Source organism: Flavobacterium sp. S87F.05.LMB.W.Kidney.N, assembly GCF_004366435.1.
Classification (GTDB): Bacteria; Bacteroidota; Bacteroidia; order Flavobacteriales; family Flavobacteriaceae; genus Flavobacterium.
On the sequence record NZ_SODX01000005.1, the window covers coordinates 77,355 to 93,952 of the forward strand.

General features: G+C 35.0%; 13 protein-coding genes. 3 read left to right on the plus strand and 10 right to left on the minus strand.

The genetic code is table 11. The features are described from left to right. Positions 1-27: 27 nt before the first annotated feature. From EDB96_RS15955 to EDB96_RS15965, 3 genes are all read right to left on the minus strand, one after another. Positions 28-3,192, minus strand: coding sequence for an efflux RND transporter permease subunit (locus EDB96_RS15955; RefSeq protein WP_134141882.1), 3,165 nt, complete (start codon positions 3,190-3,192; stop codon positions 28-30). A 12-nt stretch (positions 3,193-3,204) separates the two neighbouring features. Next, entirely contained in the window at positions 3,205-4,422 is a 1,218-nt protein-coding gene (locus EDB96_RS15960; RefSeq protein WP_134141884.1) for an efflux RND transporter periplasmic adaptor subunit, read from the minus strand. Positions 4,423-4,670: 248 nt separating this feature from the next. After that, positions 4,671-5,264 (minus strand): TetR/AcrR family transcriptional regulator, encoded by a 594-nt coding sequence (locus EDB96_RS15965; RefSeq protein ID WP_057116220.1) that lies wholly within the window; start codon positions 5,262-5,264, stop codon positions 4,671-4,673. Positions 5,265-5,854: 590 nt separating this feature from the next. Between EDB96_RS15965 and EDB96_RS15970 the strand changes: the two genes are divergently transcribed. The 3 genes from EDB96_RS15970 (at position 5,855) to EDB96_RS15980 (ending at position 7,963) form a co-directional block, all read left to right on the plus strand. Then, positions 5,855-6,289: a cupin domain-containing protein gene (locus EDB96_RS15970; RefSeq protein ID WP_134141885.1), complete on the plus strand. Its 435-nt coding sequence runs from the start codon at positions 5,855-5,857 to the stop codon at positions 6,287-6,289. A gap of 226 nt (positions 6,290-6,515) precedes the next feature. Beyond that, positions 6,516-7,064, plus strand: a complete 549-nt coding sequence (locus tag EDB96_RS15975; RefSeq protein ID WP_134141887.1) for a type 1 glutamine amidotransferase domain-containing protein — start codon at positions 6,516-6,518, stop codon at positions 7,062-7,064. Positions 7,065-7,729: 665 nt separating this feature from the next. Then, entirely contained in the window at positions 7,730-7,963 is a 234-nt protein-coding gene (locus tag EDB96_RS15980; protein ID WP_134141888.1) for a hypothetical protein, read from the plus strand. A 326-nt stretch (positions 7,964-8,289) separates the two neighbouring features. Here the strand turns inward: EDB96_RS15980 and EDB96_RS15985 are convergent, their stop codons facing one another. From EDB96_RS15985 to EDB96_RS16020, 7 genes are all read right to left on the minus strand, one after another. Further along, positions 8,290-8,712, minus strand: coding sequence for a hypothetical protein (locus EDB96_RS15985; protein ID WP_134141889.1), 423 nt, complete (start codon positions 8,710-8,712; stop codon positions 8,290-8,292). 72 nt (positions 8,713-8,784) lie between these two features. Then, positions 8,785-9,285, minus strand: a complete 501-nt coding sequence (locus EDB96_RS15990) for a hypothetical protein (protein WP_134141891.1) — start codon at positions 9,283-9,285, stop codon at positions 8,785-8,787. A 457-nt stretch (positions 9,286-9,742) separates the two neighbouring features. Beyond that, positions 9,743-10,093 (minus strand): hypothetical protein, encoded by a 351-nt coding sequence (locus EDB96_RS16000; RefSeq protein ID WP_134141893.1) that lies wholly within the window; start codon positions 10,091-10,093, stop codon positions 9,743-9,745. Between the two features lie 327 nt (positions 10,094-10,420). Beyond that, positions 10,421-11,284 carry a DUF6602 domain-containing protein gene (locus tag EDB96_RS16005; RefSeq protein ID WP_134141894.1) on the minus strand — a complete coding sequence of 288 codons (864 nt, stop codon included), beginning with the start codon at positions 11,282-11,284 and terminating at the stop codon, positions 10,421-10,423. A gap of 71 nt (positions 11,285-11,355) precedes the next feature. Next, positions 11,356-11,973, minus strand: coding sequence for a hypothetical protein (locus EDB96_RS16010; RefSeq protein WP_134141896.1), 618 nt, complete (start codon positions 11,971-11,973; stop codon positions 11,356-11,358). A gap of 262 nt (positions 11,974-12,235) precedes the next feature. Then, positions 12,236-13,324, minus strand: a complete 1,089-nt coding sequence (locus tag EDB96_RS16015) for an efflux RND transporter periplasmic adaptor subunit (protein WP_134141897.1) — start codon at positions 13,322-13,324, stop codon at positions 12,236-12,238. Further along, entirely contained in the window at positions 13,314-16,598 is a 3,285-nt protein-coding gene (locus EDB96_RS16020; RefSeq protein WP_134141898.1) for an efflux RND transporter permease subunit, read from the minus strand. Before EDB96_RS16020 ends, EDB96_RS16015 begins: the two co-directional genes overlap by 11 nt.

The following is a 16,598-nucleotide window of genomic DNA, read 5'->3' on the forward strand; positions in this document are numbered from 1 at the left end:
AGCTGTTGTTATATAGTTTTCCATATTTTATTTTTCTTCATTATGAATTACGGCAACTGGTTTTCCAGAAACCTTTTCTTGTAAATGCTGGAAGATGATGAAGAGCACCGGAATGATAAACAAACCTAGAATTACTCCTGAAAGCATCCCTCCAGCTGCCCCGATACTGATAGAGTGGTTACCTTGTGCAGATGGACCTTTGGCACTCATCATTGGCACTAAACCTACTACAAAAGCAAGAGACGTCATGATAATTGGTCGCAAACGTAATTTTGCTGCATCGATTGAAGCTCTGACTAAAGCTTGTCCCGATTTTCGTTTTTGAACGGCAAACTCGACAATCAAAATCGCATTTTTAGCAAGAAGTCCAATCAGCATGACGAGCGCAACTTGTACGTAAATGTTATTTTCGATTCCAGTTAAACCAATCGCTACGAATACTCCAAAAATACCTGCAGGGATTGACAAGATTACAGCCAAAGGCAAAATGTAACTTTCATACTGTGCAGCAAGTAAGAAATAAATGAATATCAAACACAGTAAGAATATAGTTGCAGACTGTCCTCCGGAAGAAATCTCCTCACGAGTCTGGCCCGAGAATTCAAACCCGTAACCTGCAGGTAATTGTTGTGCTGCTACTTCTTCAATGGCTTTAATGGCATCTCCCGAACTAAATCCTGGTTTCGGAATCGCATTAATCGAAATTGAATTAAATAAATTGTATCTAGAAGCGGTTTCAGAACCATAAATACGGGTTAGTTTCACTAAAGTATTTATTGGCACCATTTCGCCTGTTTTGTTTTTGACAAAAACTCTGTCAATAGCAGTTGGATCAGCTCTGTCTTCGATATCGGCTTGAACAACCACACGGTAATATTTACCAAATCGGTTGAAATCAGAGGCCTGAGCGCTACCAAAGTAAGCCTGCATCGTTTGTAAAATGTCTTTTACATTAACGCCTAACTGATTTGCTTTTTCGTCATTAACTTCCAATTGTAATTGCGGATAATCTGCTTTGAAAGAGGTAAAAGCAACAGCAATTTCTGGACGTTTCATTAATTCGCCGATAAAGTTTTGAGAGATTCCAGAGAATTTATCCAGTTTTCCTCCCGTTTTATCTTGAAGAACCAAATCTAAAGCCTCAACGTTACTAAATCCAGGAACAGTTGGGAAACTGAATACGAAGAAACTTCCGCCAGAAATAGCGCCCAGTTTACCACGAACCTGATTCATGATTTCGTCAATATTTTTCACTTCGCCTCGTTCCTCATTTGGTTTAAGCAATACGAAAACTACTGCAGAAGATGGACTTGTTGAATTTGTCAATAAGTTGAAACCTGAAATCGCTGTTACAAATCGAGAAGCATCTAAACCTCTTAAAGTATTCTCAGCTTCAGTCATTACTTTTTGAGTTCCGTCCAATGATGTTCCAGATGGCGTATTTACTGCAATTGCAATAAATCCTTGATCTTCTGTTGGGATAAATCCTGCTGGAGTTGTTTTCACCATAATTACTGTTGCAACAGTAATTAAAGCTAATCCGCCTAAGCTCAGCCATTTTCTTCTGATTAAGAATTTCAATCCGCCAACGTAACGGTTTGTCAACGATTCAAAACTGCTGTTGAAAGCGGTAAAGAATTTTTCTTTAAATCCTTTTTTCTCATAAGGCGCGCCATGATCGTGAGATCCATGATTATCCTTTAAGAATAAAGCAGCAAGCGCCGGACTCAATGTTAAGGCATTAACAGCCGAAATTACAATTGCGATTGCCATCGTAAAGGCAAACTGACGATAGAAAACTCCTGTTGAGCCTTCCATAAAACCAACCGGCAGGAATACAGCAGCCATTACCAGCGTAATCGAGATAATAGCACCCGTTATTTCGTGCATTGCTTCATGGGTTGCGATTTTTGGAGACAAACGTTTGTGCTCCATTTTCGCATGCACCGCTTCGACTACCACAATGGCATCATCGACCACAATACCAATCGCCAGAATTAATGCGAAAAGCGTTAAAAGGTTGATCGAAAATCCGAATAACTGCATGAAGAAGAACGTTCCTAAAATTGCTACAGGTACAGCAATAGCCGGGATTAATGTTGATCTAAAATCTTGCAAGAAGATAAATACCACAATAAATACAAGTATAAAAGCTTCCAGTAATGTATGCTCAACCTGTTCGATAGATTGGTCAAGAGATACTTTTGTACTATAGAAAATATTGTGTTTAATGCCTTTTGGAAAATCTTTAGAAGCCTTTTCCATCATTTTGTTAATAGCAATCTGAATATCATTCGAGTTAGATCCCGCTAACTGAATAACCCCAATTACAATTCCTTTTTTACCATTTAAACGAGTTAAACTGTTGTATGAGTAAGCACCAAGTTCAACTCGTGCTACATCTTTTAAGCGAAGTACTGAGCCATCTGCATTAGAACGTATAGCAATATTTTCATAATCTTCTGGTTTAGTTAATTTTCCTTTGTATTTAATAACGTATTCAAAAACTTCTTTGCTTCGTTCTCCAAATTTCCCTGGAGCCGCTTCCAAACTTTTGTCCTGAATTGCCCCCATAACTTCGCTTGGCGTAACTTTGTAAGTCGACATCTGCGTTGGATTCAACCAAACACGCATAGAGTAATCTTTAACACCACCAAAAATACTGGCAGAACCTACGCCCGGAATACGTTTCAACTCCGGAATAATATTAATCTGCGCATAGTTGGCCACAAAAGTCTGATCGTATTTGGATTCATCCTCAGTGTACATACCAATTGCCATGATGAAACTGTTTTGCTGTTTCGCCGTCACAATACCCTGCTGTACAACCTCCGCAGGAAGCTGGCTTGTTGCCTGCGCAACACGGTTTTGTACGTTTACCGCGGCCTGATCGGCATCTGTTCCCAGTTTAAAGAAAACCGTAATCGCTAAAGTACCGTCATTACTGGCTGTAGAACTCATGTAAGTCATGTTTTCTACACCATTTATTGATTCTTCGATAGAAGGTGCCACAGAACGTAAAACCGTTTCTGCGTTGGCTCCAGGATATACCGCCGTAACCAAAACCGATGGAGGCGCAATATCAGGAAACTGTTGTAAAGGCAGTTTAGTTAAACCCAATACCCCCAGAATTACCAATAAAATGGAAATTACGGTTGCCAGTACAGGTCTTTGTATAAATATTTTGAACATTGTCTTTTAGAATTATTTTTTATTAGTTACTTGGGCAACTTTTGCAGCTTTTTCTGGCTGAATCGCCTGTCCGTCCTGAAGTTTGTCAATACCGCTCATTACGATTTGATCACCCGTTTTTACACCGTCTTTAATTAAATAATTGGTACCGTTTTTACCTACAACTGTAATTGGCATTTTGGTTACCTTGTTGTCTTTGCCTACGGTGAAAACAAATACTTTATCCTGCATTTCAATTGTAGCGGCTTGCGGTACTAAAATCGCATCGTCGTGTTGTAATCCTAAACGGATTCTTCCTGTGTTTCCAGAACGTAACGTTCCGTTTGCATTTGGGAAAGTTGCTCTAATGGTAATCGCTCCTGTAGTTTTATCAAACTGACCGTCAACCATATCGATTTTTCCCGTTTGAGGATAAGCGTTATTATCAGCCAAAATCAAAGTAACCGGAGGCAGTTTTTTAATTTTATCACCAAGTGAACTTCCTGCGTATTGTGATTTAAAGTTGATGAAATCTGTTTCGCTCAAAGAGAAATAAGCAAAAACTTCATGAACGTCTGATAAAGTCGTTAAAGGTTCAACATCCGAAGCTGATACTAAACTTCCTTGTTTTTTAGGCAGTCTTCCAATGTAACCACTAACTGGAGCTGTCACATTTGTATAGCCTAAATTAATTTTAGCAGAACCAACCATTGCTTTTGCCTGCTCGATATTCGCAGCAGCAATTTTTTGAGAAGCTTTAGCCGTTTTCAACTGATAGTCAGAAACTACTTTGTTTTGAACCAGCGGAGTCAGTTTATCTACTTCTAAATTAGCGTTGATTAAAGCCGCTTCTGCAGCGTGTAGACTTGCCAAAGCATTGTTTAACTGCTCACGAAACGGACGCTCATTGATTTTGAATAAAGTTTGTCCTTTGCTTACATACGCACCTTCGTCAACAAAAATTCTGTCAAGGTTTCCGCTTACTTGCGGGCGAATCTCAACGTCAACAGTTCCTTGTATTGCAGCAGGATATTCAGCGTCAGTTGTAGTGTTTGCACTTGTAATAGCCAGCACAGGTAAAACCGGTGGAGGCGGAGCAGTAGGCGCCTGATTTTTGTCGCCACAGCTGCTTAATACTAGGGCCAGAATAAAACTGGTTATAATTACATTTTTCATTTTCATAGTGGTTTTAATTGGTTGAACATTTTCTCGGATTAAATTCTTTGGTATTCTGGCATTCTCGGGATTCATATTTAATTGAATTAAATTATTTAACGTTGTTAAGTAAAAGTGCACAAATTTCTATACAGCAAGCCCGTTCCAATTCTATTCTAAATCAGTATTAAATTATCTAACATTGTTAAGTAAGAGTCTAAAAAAAGAGCTTTTACTACCTTTATTAAATTTTCTAACAGTGTTAAGCGAATGTTATAAAAAAAAGGATTTAATATTATCCTGTTTAAATCATTTTACACCGTTAAGTAAAATTGAAAATTTTTTTATTGTATAGATTTGATGATACCACCAATGGCATCTTTCAAAATCTGAGCATTTATTGTTTCTAAAATATCACTTTTATTGATGATATTGATGGCGATTAAACCATGAATAACAGAAAAGAAAGTAAAATATTTTTGTTTGATGATATCTTCACTAGGGTTGCTGTCCTTCATGATTTCAGCAATAACACCTGTGAACAATTTGTAAGGTGCTTCCTGAGCCGAACATCGCTGTGCGCAGCAGGTCATTTGAACACCAAACATTAACTGATACATTTCAGTATTAGTAAAAGCGAAGTCCCAGTAAGTCATCCACATGGCTTCTAATTGATCTTCGGGTTTTTCAAATTTGGCTTTAGCAGTTTGTAACTCTTTCGCCAGTTTCATAAAACCTTTGCCAGTCAGTTCTTCTAGAATTGCTTCTTTATTCGAGAAATATTCATAAATAATAGGAGCAGTATATTCGATCCTGTCGGCAATTTTACGCATACTCAAACCATTCCAGCCTTCGTCTTTCACGATATCATAAGCAGCCCCAAGGATGTTGTTCCTTGTCTCTTCTTTTTGTCTTAAAATTCGATCTTTACTAGCCATTATATTCGAGTATTAAATTGTTTAACACTGTTAGGCAAATGTATGGCGGTTTTTCTAATTATGAAATATTTTTATCATAATATTTTCTTATCGTGTCATAGATTGATTTAAAAAACTTCGGAAAGCCTTTATTTTATTTAAGTTTTTGTCTGGCTGATTATTTTAAGGAGCAGACATTTTTTAGTTTTTAAGACCATTTGTCCCGCTCTCTATTATATTTTTTGTAGTCTCGTTAAAGAAACGAGACCACAAAAAGATACCATTTCGATCGGGGCTAGGCGAGAACTTATCTTTTTCATTAGAACTTTTTCAAATTTTACCATCAATGATTTTCTCGAAGGTAAAATTCCAGAGGAATGAAATATTTATAGATTGTTAAATAGCGGTTTCCAAAAGCTCCAGCGGAGCGATATAATAATTATCAAAATCAACAGAGATATTTCGCCCCACTGGGGCTCTCAAAATGTAATTAATTGTTTCTATAAATATTTCGTCCCGCTGGGACTTTTAATGAAATAGTAATTGTTTCTTTTGTCGGACTGAGCAAAACCACCTATATCATTTTTTTTCGTAACATTACAATAAAAAAAATGAAGCCACTAACCATCCTAAAAACCACAATTGCTGTTTTATTTTTCCAGCAGACCTTTTCTCAGGAAGCCAAAAAAGAAACCGCACAACCGCAATACACAATCGAGAACTGTGTCAATCATTTCGAATTAGACAAAGCTACTAAAACCAAGGTAGGTTATCAATATTGGTTTGGCGATAAAAACTTCACTCAGGAAAACACACTCAAAATGAGCATTGTCGAACCTGGCAAATCTACACACGCGCCACACCATCACGTCGAAGAAGAATTTTTCTATATCCTCGAAGGCACAGCCGAATTCTACTTAGATGGAAAAACCAAAACCGCCGGCCCGAACACGAGTTTGTACTGCCCCTCAAATATGGAACATGGAATCAAAAATGCTGGAACTACCGATTTAAAATATTTGGTTATTAAAAAGGATTTGAGGTAATTCCTTTAATATGATTTTTAATCGTTCTCTAAGTTGTAATCCTATAAAATAGTGAAGTATAATGGCATGAATTTTATATAATTACAGTTTAATTTTTAATAAAAATCTGGATTTCAATTAATTAACTTTTATTAAAGAAAGGTTTAACACTGTCCGTTTTCGCTTGCTGTTTGAAATAAGTAATTTTAGGTAAATCAAAATTAATAACGTTTTAAAATTTAAAATTATGAAAAAGAATATAGCCATATTAGCCACAAACGGGTTTGAAGAATCAGAATTATCATCTCCAAAAGCGTATCTGGAAGAGCAAGGATGGAATGCAGATATCATTAGTTTGAAATCTGGAACTATTAAATCTTGGAAAGACGGTAACTGGAGCACAGAATATAATGTTGATGTTGTATTAGATCAGGCAAATGAAGCAGATTACGATGCTTTGGTTCTTCCGGGTGGAGTTATAAACCCTGATTTATTAAGAAGAGAAGAGGCTGCAGTAAATTTTGTCCGTTCTTTTTTTGAAAGTAAAAAACCAGTAGCAGCTATTTGTCATGGACCTCAAATTCTGGTAGATGCAGATGTTTTACAAGGTCGAAAAGTAACTTCGTTCTTTTCTGTTAAAAATGATTTGAAAAATGCCGGAGCACAATGGGAAGATTCAGAAGTAGTCGTAGACAATGGTTTAGTAACCAGCCGAAACCCAAATGATTTGCCCGCTTTTAATAAAAAAATGGTGGAAGAAATTAAAGAAGGAAAACACGAGCGTCAGACAGTGTAATTTTTTTTTACATTTATGAAGTTACAAAAAATGCAAGATCAATTTTGGTCTTGCATTTTTTTATTGAATAGCCCCTAGTTTTAACTAGGGATTAAAAGGTTCCATAGTAATAAGGCTTTAGCCAAATGCGTATTTTGGCTAAAGCCTTTTCTAACTTTATTTATACCTCCAACTAAAGCTGGAGGCAATTGATTCTTTTAATTAAATGTGGTTTTTAAATCTGTAAAGAAAATTCCGGAGGAATGAAATATTTATAGATTTATAACACGTGCCTTACCAAAGCTCCAGCGGAGCGACATACGGTAAATAAGATTTCACCCCGCTGGGGTTCTTTTAAAATGGGAAAAATTGTTTTCTATAAATATTTCGTCCCGCTGGGACTTTCTCGAGGTAATTCATATAATTTTAAAAATGATTATTTCTAATAACGATTTTATACATTTGGTATATTGTAAAGTTGATAAGTATAGAAACAGTATTGAAAGAAAAATCTTTCTTTTTAAAAATTTTTCTTACATTTGAAGTTCCTATAATTACGACTTTAAATTAGAACAAGATTTGCCCTTGTATTATGTGTACGGTATCGGAAACGACCGTAAACGCTGTCGTAGGCGTTAGGAACACTAAAATGCAAGGGTTTTTATATTTCCTAATACTACGACATTATGAGTACAAACCCACTTTCCAAAGAAGCAGAAACAAGGCTGATTGATTTCTTTAACCATATTATAGATCCCAACGATATGGCTAAAATATTAAGACAAGTAAACTGCATTTTAGCTCTCGCCGTAACGCGACAACACGAAACCCTACAAATTGGACTTTTAAATTTTGAAGACAATTATTACTGGCTCAATGAATTGGCGGAGATTTTGAATCCTTATTTGAGTGAGGAGTAAGGTTTTTTTAGATAGTATAAAAAAGCCGCTTATTAAAGCGGCTTTAAAAATTAAAGTCTACTACAATGACTACAAAGAGGTTTTCCACCTGTTCCTGGTCGAAGATTAACTTTTTCAATGTTGTTTCCTTCCGTACAACTAGTGTTGTTGTGATACACAGTTTGTTTTACACTGTGAAATGCAGCTGTTTTTGCCATAATAAATTATTTTTATAATTAATATGGCGAAAGTTAATTCAGTTGAATTTTAGTGTTTTATGGAAATCCGTAAAAATTATTGTTACTTGTAAAAAAAACTTTAGGTTCACAAGCGGGACGGGATGTTTTTTAGTTTTCGAATTGTAAATATCCTAATATTATACCTTTGCCCTCTATTTTGTCGTAATACATTATTGTTAAATATACTTTGTTTTCTTTAAATAAACTCTGAATTTTACTTTTTGTTATTTCTAATTCTTCGCTATTTTCATAATTAAATTCCGCTACATTTTTTTTCTCACTTAACAATTTAATTTTTTGTTTTCCGTATGATTTTGTGTCCCGAAAGAAAACAATTTTTAAGGATTTGAAATCATCTTGCTTTTTAATTACTCCAGTAAGCTTATAACAATCGAATTCATTACTACGAAACAATAGTTTTGAATCCTTGTAAACTTGCCAATTAGTAATTGTGTCAATTTCTGTTTTAGCCCAAGTAGTTTGACATAAACTTATTAAAGAATACAGAAGTATTATCTTGATATATTTCATTTTCGTAATATTTAAATGTGATATCGTTTAGTATTCTGACTACGAATGTTAAACATTTGTTGTAGAAAGTTTTCATTTTGGTACTTCATACTTCCTACCAATAAGTTCACATTTTTTTGTTACATTCCAAAATCCAAAGCCAGCCGTTCCTGTTGGTATTTCCCATTCTATAATTTCCCCATTTTTTAATTTTAGAGCAAAAGGACTCAAGTAACCATTTGTTTTTACATTTATATTTTGTCCAATCAATCGCTTTTTAATTATAAATCTGTCAAACCCTTTGTGTTCTTTAAAATTATTGTATTCGATTTCTTCTATTCCTTGATCTGTTACTTTAATAAATCTTTCGGTGGTATTAACGATTGATTTTTCTTCAGAAATTTTAAGGTAAAGTACTGGTAATTCATTCTCCCTTAATTTTAATAAATTAATTATTTCATTTTTTTGCCTTTGGCTAATTAAATCAAATATTGTAAATAACTCTTTTCCACTTAACTCGCTTTTTTCTTTACAATAATATTGTAAGAGCCAAAACTCCATTTGCTTTTTTATGTTTTCAGCAGTTTTTTCCAATTAATTAAGTTTTTAAAATGTTCTACAAGGTTTTGTCGACAGTAAGTTTGGAACTGAATTAAGCCTACTATTTGTAATTACAATCATTACAAATATAAAATAACTTTCTTTAGGCTAACCATATCCGAAGATATGGCTAAAATCTTAAGACAAGTAAACTGCATTTTAGCTCTCGGCGTAACGCGACAACACGAAACCCTCCAAATTGCACTTTTAAATTTTGAAGACAATTATTATTGGCTCAATGAATTGGCGGAGATTTTGAATCCTTATTTGAGTGAGGAGTAGAGTTTATAAAATGGAAAAAACCTCGATTTTTTAAGTATCGAGGTTTTTTATTTAGGTACGATAGTCTTTTTCAAGTAATGATTTTATATCAGCGAACTCTTGTATGTAATTATCCTTTACTCCCTTAAAATCCTTTGAATACTGCCCGCTTATCGTTTCCTGTGAAGGCTCATAACCCAAATTTTCTAAATGATAAATTCTGACCTGAGATAATATTTCCTCTAAATTTTTTAGTGAAAAATAATTGGTTTCTTCGTCCATTTTTAAAATTATGTTTTCGATATGATTTATTAAAATATTTTTTTATTTCATCTGAAATTATAAACTCATTAAAATCAAGAAAGGCAAACATGTCTATAAATATATTATCGATGTTTTGAACGAGTTCCTTTTTTAGTTCGATTAAATATTTATTATCATTTTTTAGTTCGTCAAAGAGGAAAATATAAAATACCAACAAAAAGCCATCTTTGACCCAAAACTTTTCATATTTATATTCTAATTTACTTTCAGAAGGCATACATTATTGATTTTAATAGACCGAATGTTATTTGTGAAAATCAAATTTATAAAAAGTTTATCGTTTTCCTAGTAACTCTCGTCGTAACGCGACAACACGAAACCCTCCAAATTGGACTTTTAAATTTGAAGACAATTATTACTGGCTCAATGAATTGGCGGAGATTTTGAATCCTTATTTGAGTGAGGAGTAAGGTTTATAAAATGGAAAAAACCTCGATTTTTTTGGAATCGAGGTTTTTTGTTCTTCTGTTTTTTTGTTAACTGGCGGGACACTATCGTAAACAATTGAATTTAAGGGATTTATTTTAGATAAAGAATAAAGAACCTATCTCATATCCATTTGTCTACCACCTTCAACACTTCCCATATAGTTTACCATATCAGGAAAAAGTATAGTAGCACTTGAAACTCCTGCGAAAAAATAGCTTGAAAAAGTTTTCAAGTGAGCATATTTATTTTGGTAAGGAAATACAAATCTATGTTTTAAATTAGTATTTGAAAAAAAAGGATAATAAAGCGTTTTTTTATGACCTAAATTTATATCATCAAAATAATATAGTAAAACGCCGTCATCAATGCTAAGAATTAAATTATGCTTTTGGTAATGTAAAATGTCGGAATCATACAAAGAATCGATTTCATTAGGAAGATTATCTATATTAAAATTTAGTTTTTTACATATTAAGAAAGTAAAAATGCCATCATAACCAATATTAACGGGATTATAAGGAATTTTTTTTTCAATATCTCTTTTTAAAATTGAAGGATACTGAATGTCGTCTCTTAACTTCTTTACTCTTGCAAGTTTATTTATTGCAAGTTTAAAATCGCTTTTGCTTAAAGTTGACTTTATTTCACCTACGGAGCAAACAGTCTCAACCGTATAAAATCTTTGTAGTTCATTGCTTTGTAGAAGAGGAGTATTTTCTCGATCGTATATTATAATATCACATTCTGTGCTAACTTTTTCTAAGCTAGTTATTACAAATCCTTTGTTAATGTCTAAATTTTGAGGAATTAAAAGGCGAAGAAAATCCTTGCAAATATTTTCTCTGTAAGCACCGTACTCTCCAGGGTGAATTAATTGACCTTGTTCATTTACAAAAAGTTTAACCGTTGTTTCGTTGAAGCTAAGTTTGAATTTTTCAAAGTGTTCAATTAATAATGCTTCAAAAGCTGGATTTCCCATAAATTGATAATAATTAATTTAATAAATGTTAAAAGAACTTGCTATTTATGATAATCTAAATTAATCAATATCTAACCTTCAGAATATTTTCGCATGAATAAATTAACTCCTTCAAGCATTAATTTAATCCTTTGTCGGTCGTTAACATTTTCCCAATGTCCATGTGCTGCATCGTTTCGCGTACCTCCCCAAGAAGTGATATCTTTTAAATCTTGCTTACTAATTTTATTAAGCTTTTTTAACTCTTGCGTATAAGCATCGAGACTGTTTTTTATAGTTGAGATATCAAATTCTAAATCTTCTAACCAATTTCTTAAAAATTCTTCCAAAGATGCCCCAATTAAAACTGCAGCGGCAGCAGGATGAACTCCTTTATCATTTAATAATGATTCTGCTTGTTCTAAATAATCAGAAACTGTTTCAATTTGTATTTCACGTTCTAAAGAAATTTTTCTAAGCAGATCATTTTCAACATATCCCTTTAATGCTTTTAATATAGTACTCACTTCTACAGAAATACCGCTATTATGACCAAAAGGATTGATTTTTTCTAAAGTTTTCAAAAATGAATTATCTTTTCCAATATAATTTTTTAAGAATTCAATAGATTGCGCTAATCCTCCTCCAGGACTTTGAGATGTTGTTGTAATTAATCGATCAATATTTGTAATTAGTTCTTCTTTTGTCATGTGTTCTTTTTCAAATTTTTGAGAAAAATGAATAATCTATTTGTAAATTAAATAAAAATATTGCTTTGTTTAATTATTTATTTATCAAAAATATCAATTTACTAATGCAAGCAACCACGTATTTTTACCTGATTTTTGTAAAGCAAAAAAGGACAGTCCCTCAAAAAAGAAGAACTGCCCTTTTAGGCAAATTTTTAAATTTGCATTCCGAAAAATGCGTACAGTTAATGGTAATCTACTAAAATGAAGACTTAAACGCAGGTTATTCGTTTATTGTATCGCCTTCCTTAGTTTCTTCGCTGGCAATTTTTACCAGTTTATCTTTCGGGTTTAAATCACCGAATATTTCGATTTTATCGTCGATTTCTCTTCCTTTTTTAATATTGACTCTTGTTGCTTTGTGGTTCAAAACTTTGATCACAAATAAACCTTCAGCAGAATTCACCACCGCCGATTTCGGAACTACAAATGTGCTGTCTTTCGCGTTTAATGGCAGTAAAACTTCGGCAACCATTCCAGGTAAAAGATCTTTTTTGGTATTGATAACGTCCATTTCAACTCTTTCAGAACGCAGTTTTAAATCTAAGGCACCAGACATTCTAGTAATTTTCGCTTTAAAAGTTTCTGGCAGAGATTTTACATTAAAACTCATTTCGTCGCCATTGTGTAAATATCCCGTATACAATTCCGGAATCGAAACTGCCAAACGCAATTTATCCTGCTGCTGAATCGTCAATAAAGGCAGATCAGAACCTTTTCCGGCTGGACCAACGTAAGTTCCTAAATTCACATTTCTAGCCGCTACAACTCCGTCAAAAGGAGCACGAATTTCAAGATAACCTCTCATAATCGCCACTTCTTTGTGTGCCGCAACCGCAGCCTGATATTGTGCGTAATCAGAATTCTTTTTTCCGCTTGCCATTTCCAAGTCGTTTTTAGAAATCGTTCCTTCTACTTTGCTTGTTTCATACAAACGGTTGTAGGTACTTTTGCTGGTGGCGTAAATAGCTTCCATCGATTTCAATCTTGATTCGGCAGCAGCCAATTGCGAACTGATTTCCGGCGCTTCTAAAACAATCAAAAGCTGTCCTTTTTTTACTTTCGTTCCAATATCAACTTTTAGTAATTTTACGAAACTACTCACTTTGGCATATAAATCTACTTGCTGGAAACCCGTTAATTCTGCCGGTAAACGCAATTCTGTAGTCAGTTTTTCTTTTTCTAAAGGAAACGTTTCTGTTTTAGGTTCGATTTCTGCCGTAACAACTTCTTCTTTCTTTGAATTACAGCTGTTCAGAAAAAATAATGCTGCTAAAAACAGCGGGCTATATTTTATAATTTTAGTGTTCATTTTTTGGTTTTAATGATGAGATATAATGGATACTTTCTTCGTCTTCAGGATCTAAAGAAACAGATTGTGTCGTTGTTTTTTCTTGTGCCCAGGCAAAAATCTGCGGAAGGATTAATAGTACGGCAAAAGTAGAAAATAAAAGTCCACCGATAACCGCTCTTCCTAACGGAGAAACCTGATCGCCTCCTTCGCCGTGGCCAATTGCCATTGGCAGCATTCCCGCAATCATCGCAACAGAAGTCATGATAATTGGACGCAAACGCAGTGCAGCAGCTTCACGCGCAGATTCTAAGGCATTGCCGTTTATTTTTCGAAGCTGTTCGGCATTCGTAACCAATAGAACGGCATTGGCAATCGAAACCCCAACCGACATAATTATTCCCATATACGATTGTAAGTTTAGTGTAGAACCTGTAATAGTCAGCATTAATAATGCTCCTAAAACTACCGCAGGAACTGTCGTTAAGATTACTAAGGAAACTTTGAATGACTGGAAATTAGCGGCCAACATTAAGAAGATTACAAAAACGGCAACCAATAATCCTGATTGTAAACTGCTTAATGTTTCAGTCAGTACAGTACTTAATCCAATTGGCGTGATAAACAAACCACGTGGTAATTCGCCTAGAGAACTAATTGTTTTGCCTACATCTTTTGTAGCCGTACCTAAATCGGTTTGGTTGATGTTTGCAGTAACGGTAATGTACGGCATGGCCCCTAAATTGTCATTTTCACCACTTACAAATCCAGGTGTAATTTTAGCAACGTCGCTTAAAACAGGACGAAGCGAGTTTCTCAATAACGGAATTTCTCCAATATCGGTTTTACTTTTCATCTGGTTCAACGGAACCTGAACCTGAACGTTGTATGATAATCCGGCTCTTTCATCAACCCACATGTTTTTTTCGGTGTATCTTGATGATGAGGTTGAAGCCACAAGTGAACGCGAAATATCGTTCATGTCTACGCCTAATTCTGCCGCACGGGTTCTGTCAATATCAATATTCATTGCTGGATAATGAATGGGTTGTCCGATTTGAACGTCTCTGAAATACGAAATCGCTTTTAGTTTGTCAACAATTTGATTCGCGTATAATCCATTTCGTTTTTTATCTTTTCCTGCAATTCGAATTTCGATTGGAGTAGGAGATCCTTGGCTTAAAACCTTATCCGTTAATTCAATTGGTTCAAAAGAAACTTTAGTGTCTGGCAGTACTTTTTTCAATCTTGCTCTGAACTCGTCTTTAAACTCATCCATATCGGCATGATAATCTTTTAAACTTACCTGAAAAACAGCTTCATGCGAACCTGCCATGAACAAATAAATCGGGTTGATGGAGAATAAAGATGGGTGCTGTCCAACGTATACAGAAGATATTCCGATATGTTCTGGCCCAACCATTTTTTTCAATTCTTTTAACGTAATCACAGCCTGTTCTTCTGTTCTTTCTAAACGAGTTCCGTCTGGAGCACGAAGTCGCAGTTGAAACTGACTTGAATTGGTTTTAGGAAATACATCTTTACCTATAAAAGTAATTAATACAATTGCTAAGACCGTTGCAGAAACCAGATATACAATACTAGTTGCTTTTTTATGAACGAATAATCGATCCAGCGTTCTCATAAAACGGATTCTAAAACGCTCAAAAGCACCTATTTTTCCATCACTGTTTGTATCGTCTTTTTCTACATAGTTTTTTTTCTGCGTAATAAGCTCTCTTTCAGATTCTGGAGTTAAGCCGCAGGCATTAAATTCAGCTTCATCGTCTGTGATTTCCGGCGTATGATCGTGTTTTGGATGCGCTTTCATTAACCAGTTGGCCATTACAGGCACAAAAGTCTGTGATAATAAAAATGAAATTACCATTGAAAATCCGATTGCTAAAGCCAAAGGCAGAAACAACGCTCCCGGAATACCAACCATTGTAAATGCTGGTGCAAATACGGCTAGAATACAAAGTAGGATCAATAATTTAGGTAAAGCAATTTCCTGACAAGCATCCCAAATGGCGAGTGCTTTTGGTTTTCCCATGTCAAGATGCTGGTGAATATTTTCGATTGTAACCGTACTTTCATCCACCAAAATACCAATTGCCAAAGCCAATCCTGATAAAGACATTAAGTTGATCGTCTGCCCAAATAATTTCAAGAATAAAACGCCAGAAATAATCGAAATCGGAATCGTTAAAATAACAATTAACGCCGCACGTCTATCTCCTAAGAATAATAAAACCATTAAACCCGTTAAAACCGCACCGATAATTCCTTCGGTAATTAAACTTTTAACCGAGTTGATTACATAAACCGACTGGTCAAATTCGTATGATAATTTTACATCTTCTGGTAATGTACTCTGAATTTTAGGAAGTTCTGATTTTAATTTCTGAACCACATCCCAAGTCGAAGCATCTCCGGCTTTTGCGATACTGATATAAACCGAACGTTTTCCGTTTACCAAAGCATAACCCGCAGTAATATCGGCACCATCTTTTACAGTAGCTACGTCGCCTAATTTTAAGTTTTGAACGCTTCCTTTGAATAACGGAATATTTTCAAAATCCTTAACTTCTTTAATTGTATTGTTGGTTGGCGTGATATAATTTTTGTCGCCCATTCGCACATTTCCGCCCGGAGCCGTCTGGTTGTTGACACGAATCGCTTCTACAACTTGATCTGGAGTCATATTGTGCGAACGCAGTAAATCCGGGTCAACGTTAACCTCAATTGTTCTTGGGCTTCCGCCGAAAGGCGCAGGAGACAATAATCCTGGAATCGAAGTAAACGAAGCACGAACATAAACGTTGGCTAAATCCTGTAATTCGTTGTTTGAACGTATTTTACTGCTCAAGACCAATTGCCCGATTGGCAGTGAAGAAGCATCGAAACGAATGATAAACGGAGGCTGTGTTCCTGGAGGAAATGCCGCCTGAATCCTGTTCGAAAGTGAACTCAGTTCGGCTGCAGCCTGCGCCATATTGGTGTTTTCATAATAGGTTAATTTCATGATCATTAACCCCTGAATATTTTTGGTTTCTACCGATTTTACACCGTTGGCAAAAGGCAGAATATTGACGTAAGTCTTGGCAAAATAAGCTTCCATCTGGTCCGGCGTATAACCTCCAAAAGGATGCGCAATATAGATAACCGGCAAATTCATTTTCGGTAAAATATCTACCTTAATGTCTTTGATGGCGCCAATTCCGAAGAAAAATAGACCCGCAACCAATACTAATATGGAAATGGGCTTGCGGAGTGCAAAACGTATTAAATTCAT

Bases quoted from the DNA above. Each gene is read 5' to 3' on its own strand.
- EDB96_RS15975 (WP_134141887.1), top strand. From the start codon at position 6,516: ATGAAAAAGAATATAGCCATATTAGCCACAAACGGGTTTGAAGAATCA.
- EDB96_RS16010 (WP_134141896.1), bottom strand. From the start codon at position 11,973: ATGACAAAAGAAGAACTAATTACAAATATTGATCGATTAATTACAACA.
- EDB96_RS16005 (WP_134141894.1), bottom strand. From the start codon at position 11,284: ATGGGAAATCCAGCTTTTGAAGCATTATTAATTGAACACTTTGAAAAA.
- EDB96_RS15980 (WP_134141888.1), top strand. From the start codon at position 7,730: ATGAGTACAAACCCACTTTCCAAAGAAGCAGAAACAAGGCTGATTGAT.
- EDB96_RS15970 (WP_134141885.1), top strand. From the start codon at position 5,855: ATGAAGCCACTAACCATCCTAAAAACCACAATTGCTGTTTTATTTTTC.
- EDB96_RS15955 (WP_134141882.1), bottom strand. From the start codon at position 3,192: ATGTTCAAAATATTTATACAAAGACCTGTACTGGCAACCGTAATTTCC.
- EDB96_RS16000 (WP_134141893.1), bottom strand. From the start codon at position 10,093: ATGCCTTCTGAAAGTAAATTAGAATATAAATATGAAAAGTTTTGGGTC.
- EDB96_RS16015 (WP_134141897.1), bottom strand. From the start codon at position 13,324: ATGAACACTAAAATTATAAAATATAGCCCGCTGTTTTTAGCAGCATTA.
- EDB96_RS15985 (WP_134141889.1), bottom strand. From the start codon at position 8,712: ATGAAATATATCAAGATAATACTTCTGTATTCTTTAATAAGTTTATGT.
- EDB96_RS15965 (WP_057116220.1), bottom strand. From the start codon at position 5,264: ATGGCTAGTAAAGATCGAATTTTAAGACAAAAAGAAGAGACAAGGAAC.
- EDB96_RS16020 (WP_134141898.1), bottom strand. From the start codon at position 16,598: ATGAATTTAATACGTTTTGCACTCCGCAAGCCCATTTCCATATTAGTA.
- EDB96_RS15960 (WP_134141884.1), bottom strand. From the start codon at position 4,422: ATGAATCCCGAGAATGCCAGAATACCAAAGAATTTAATCCGAGAAAAT.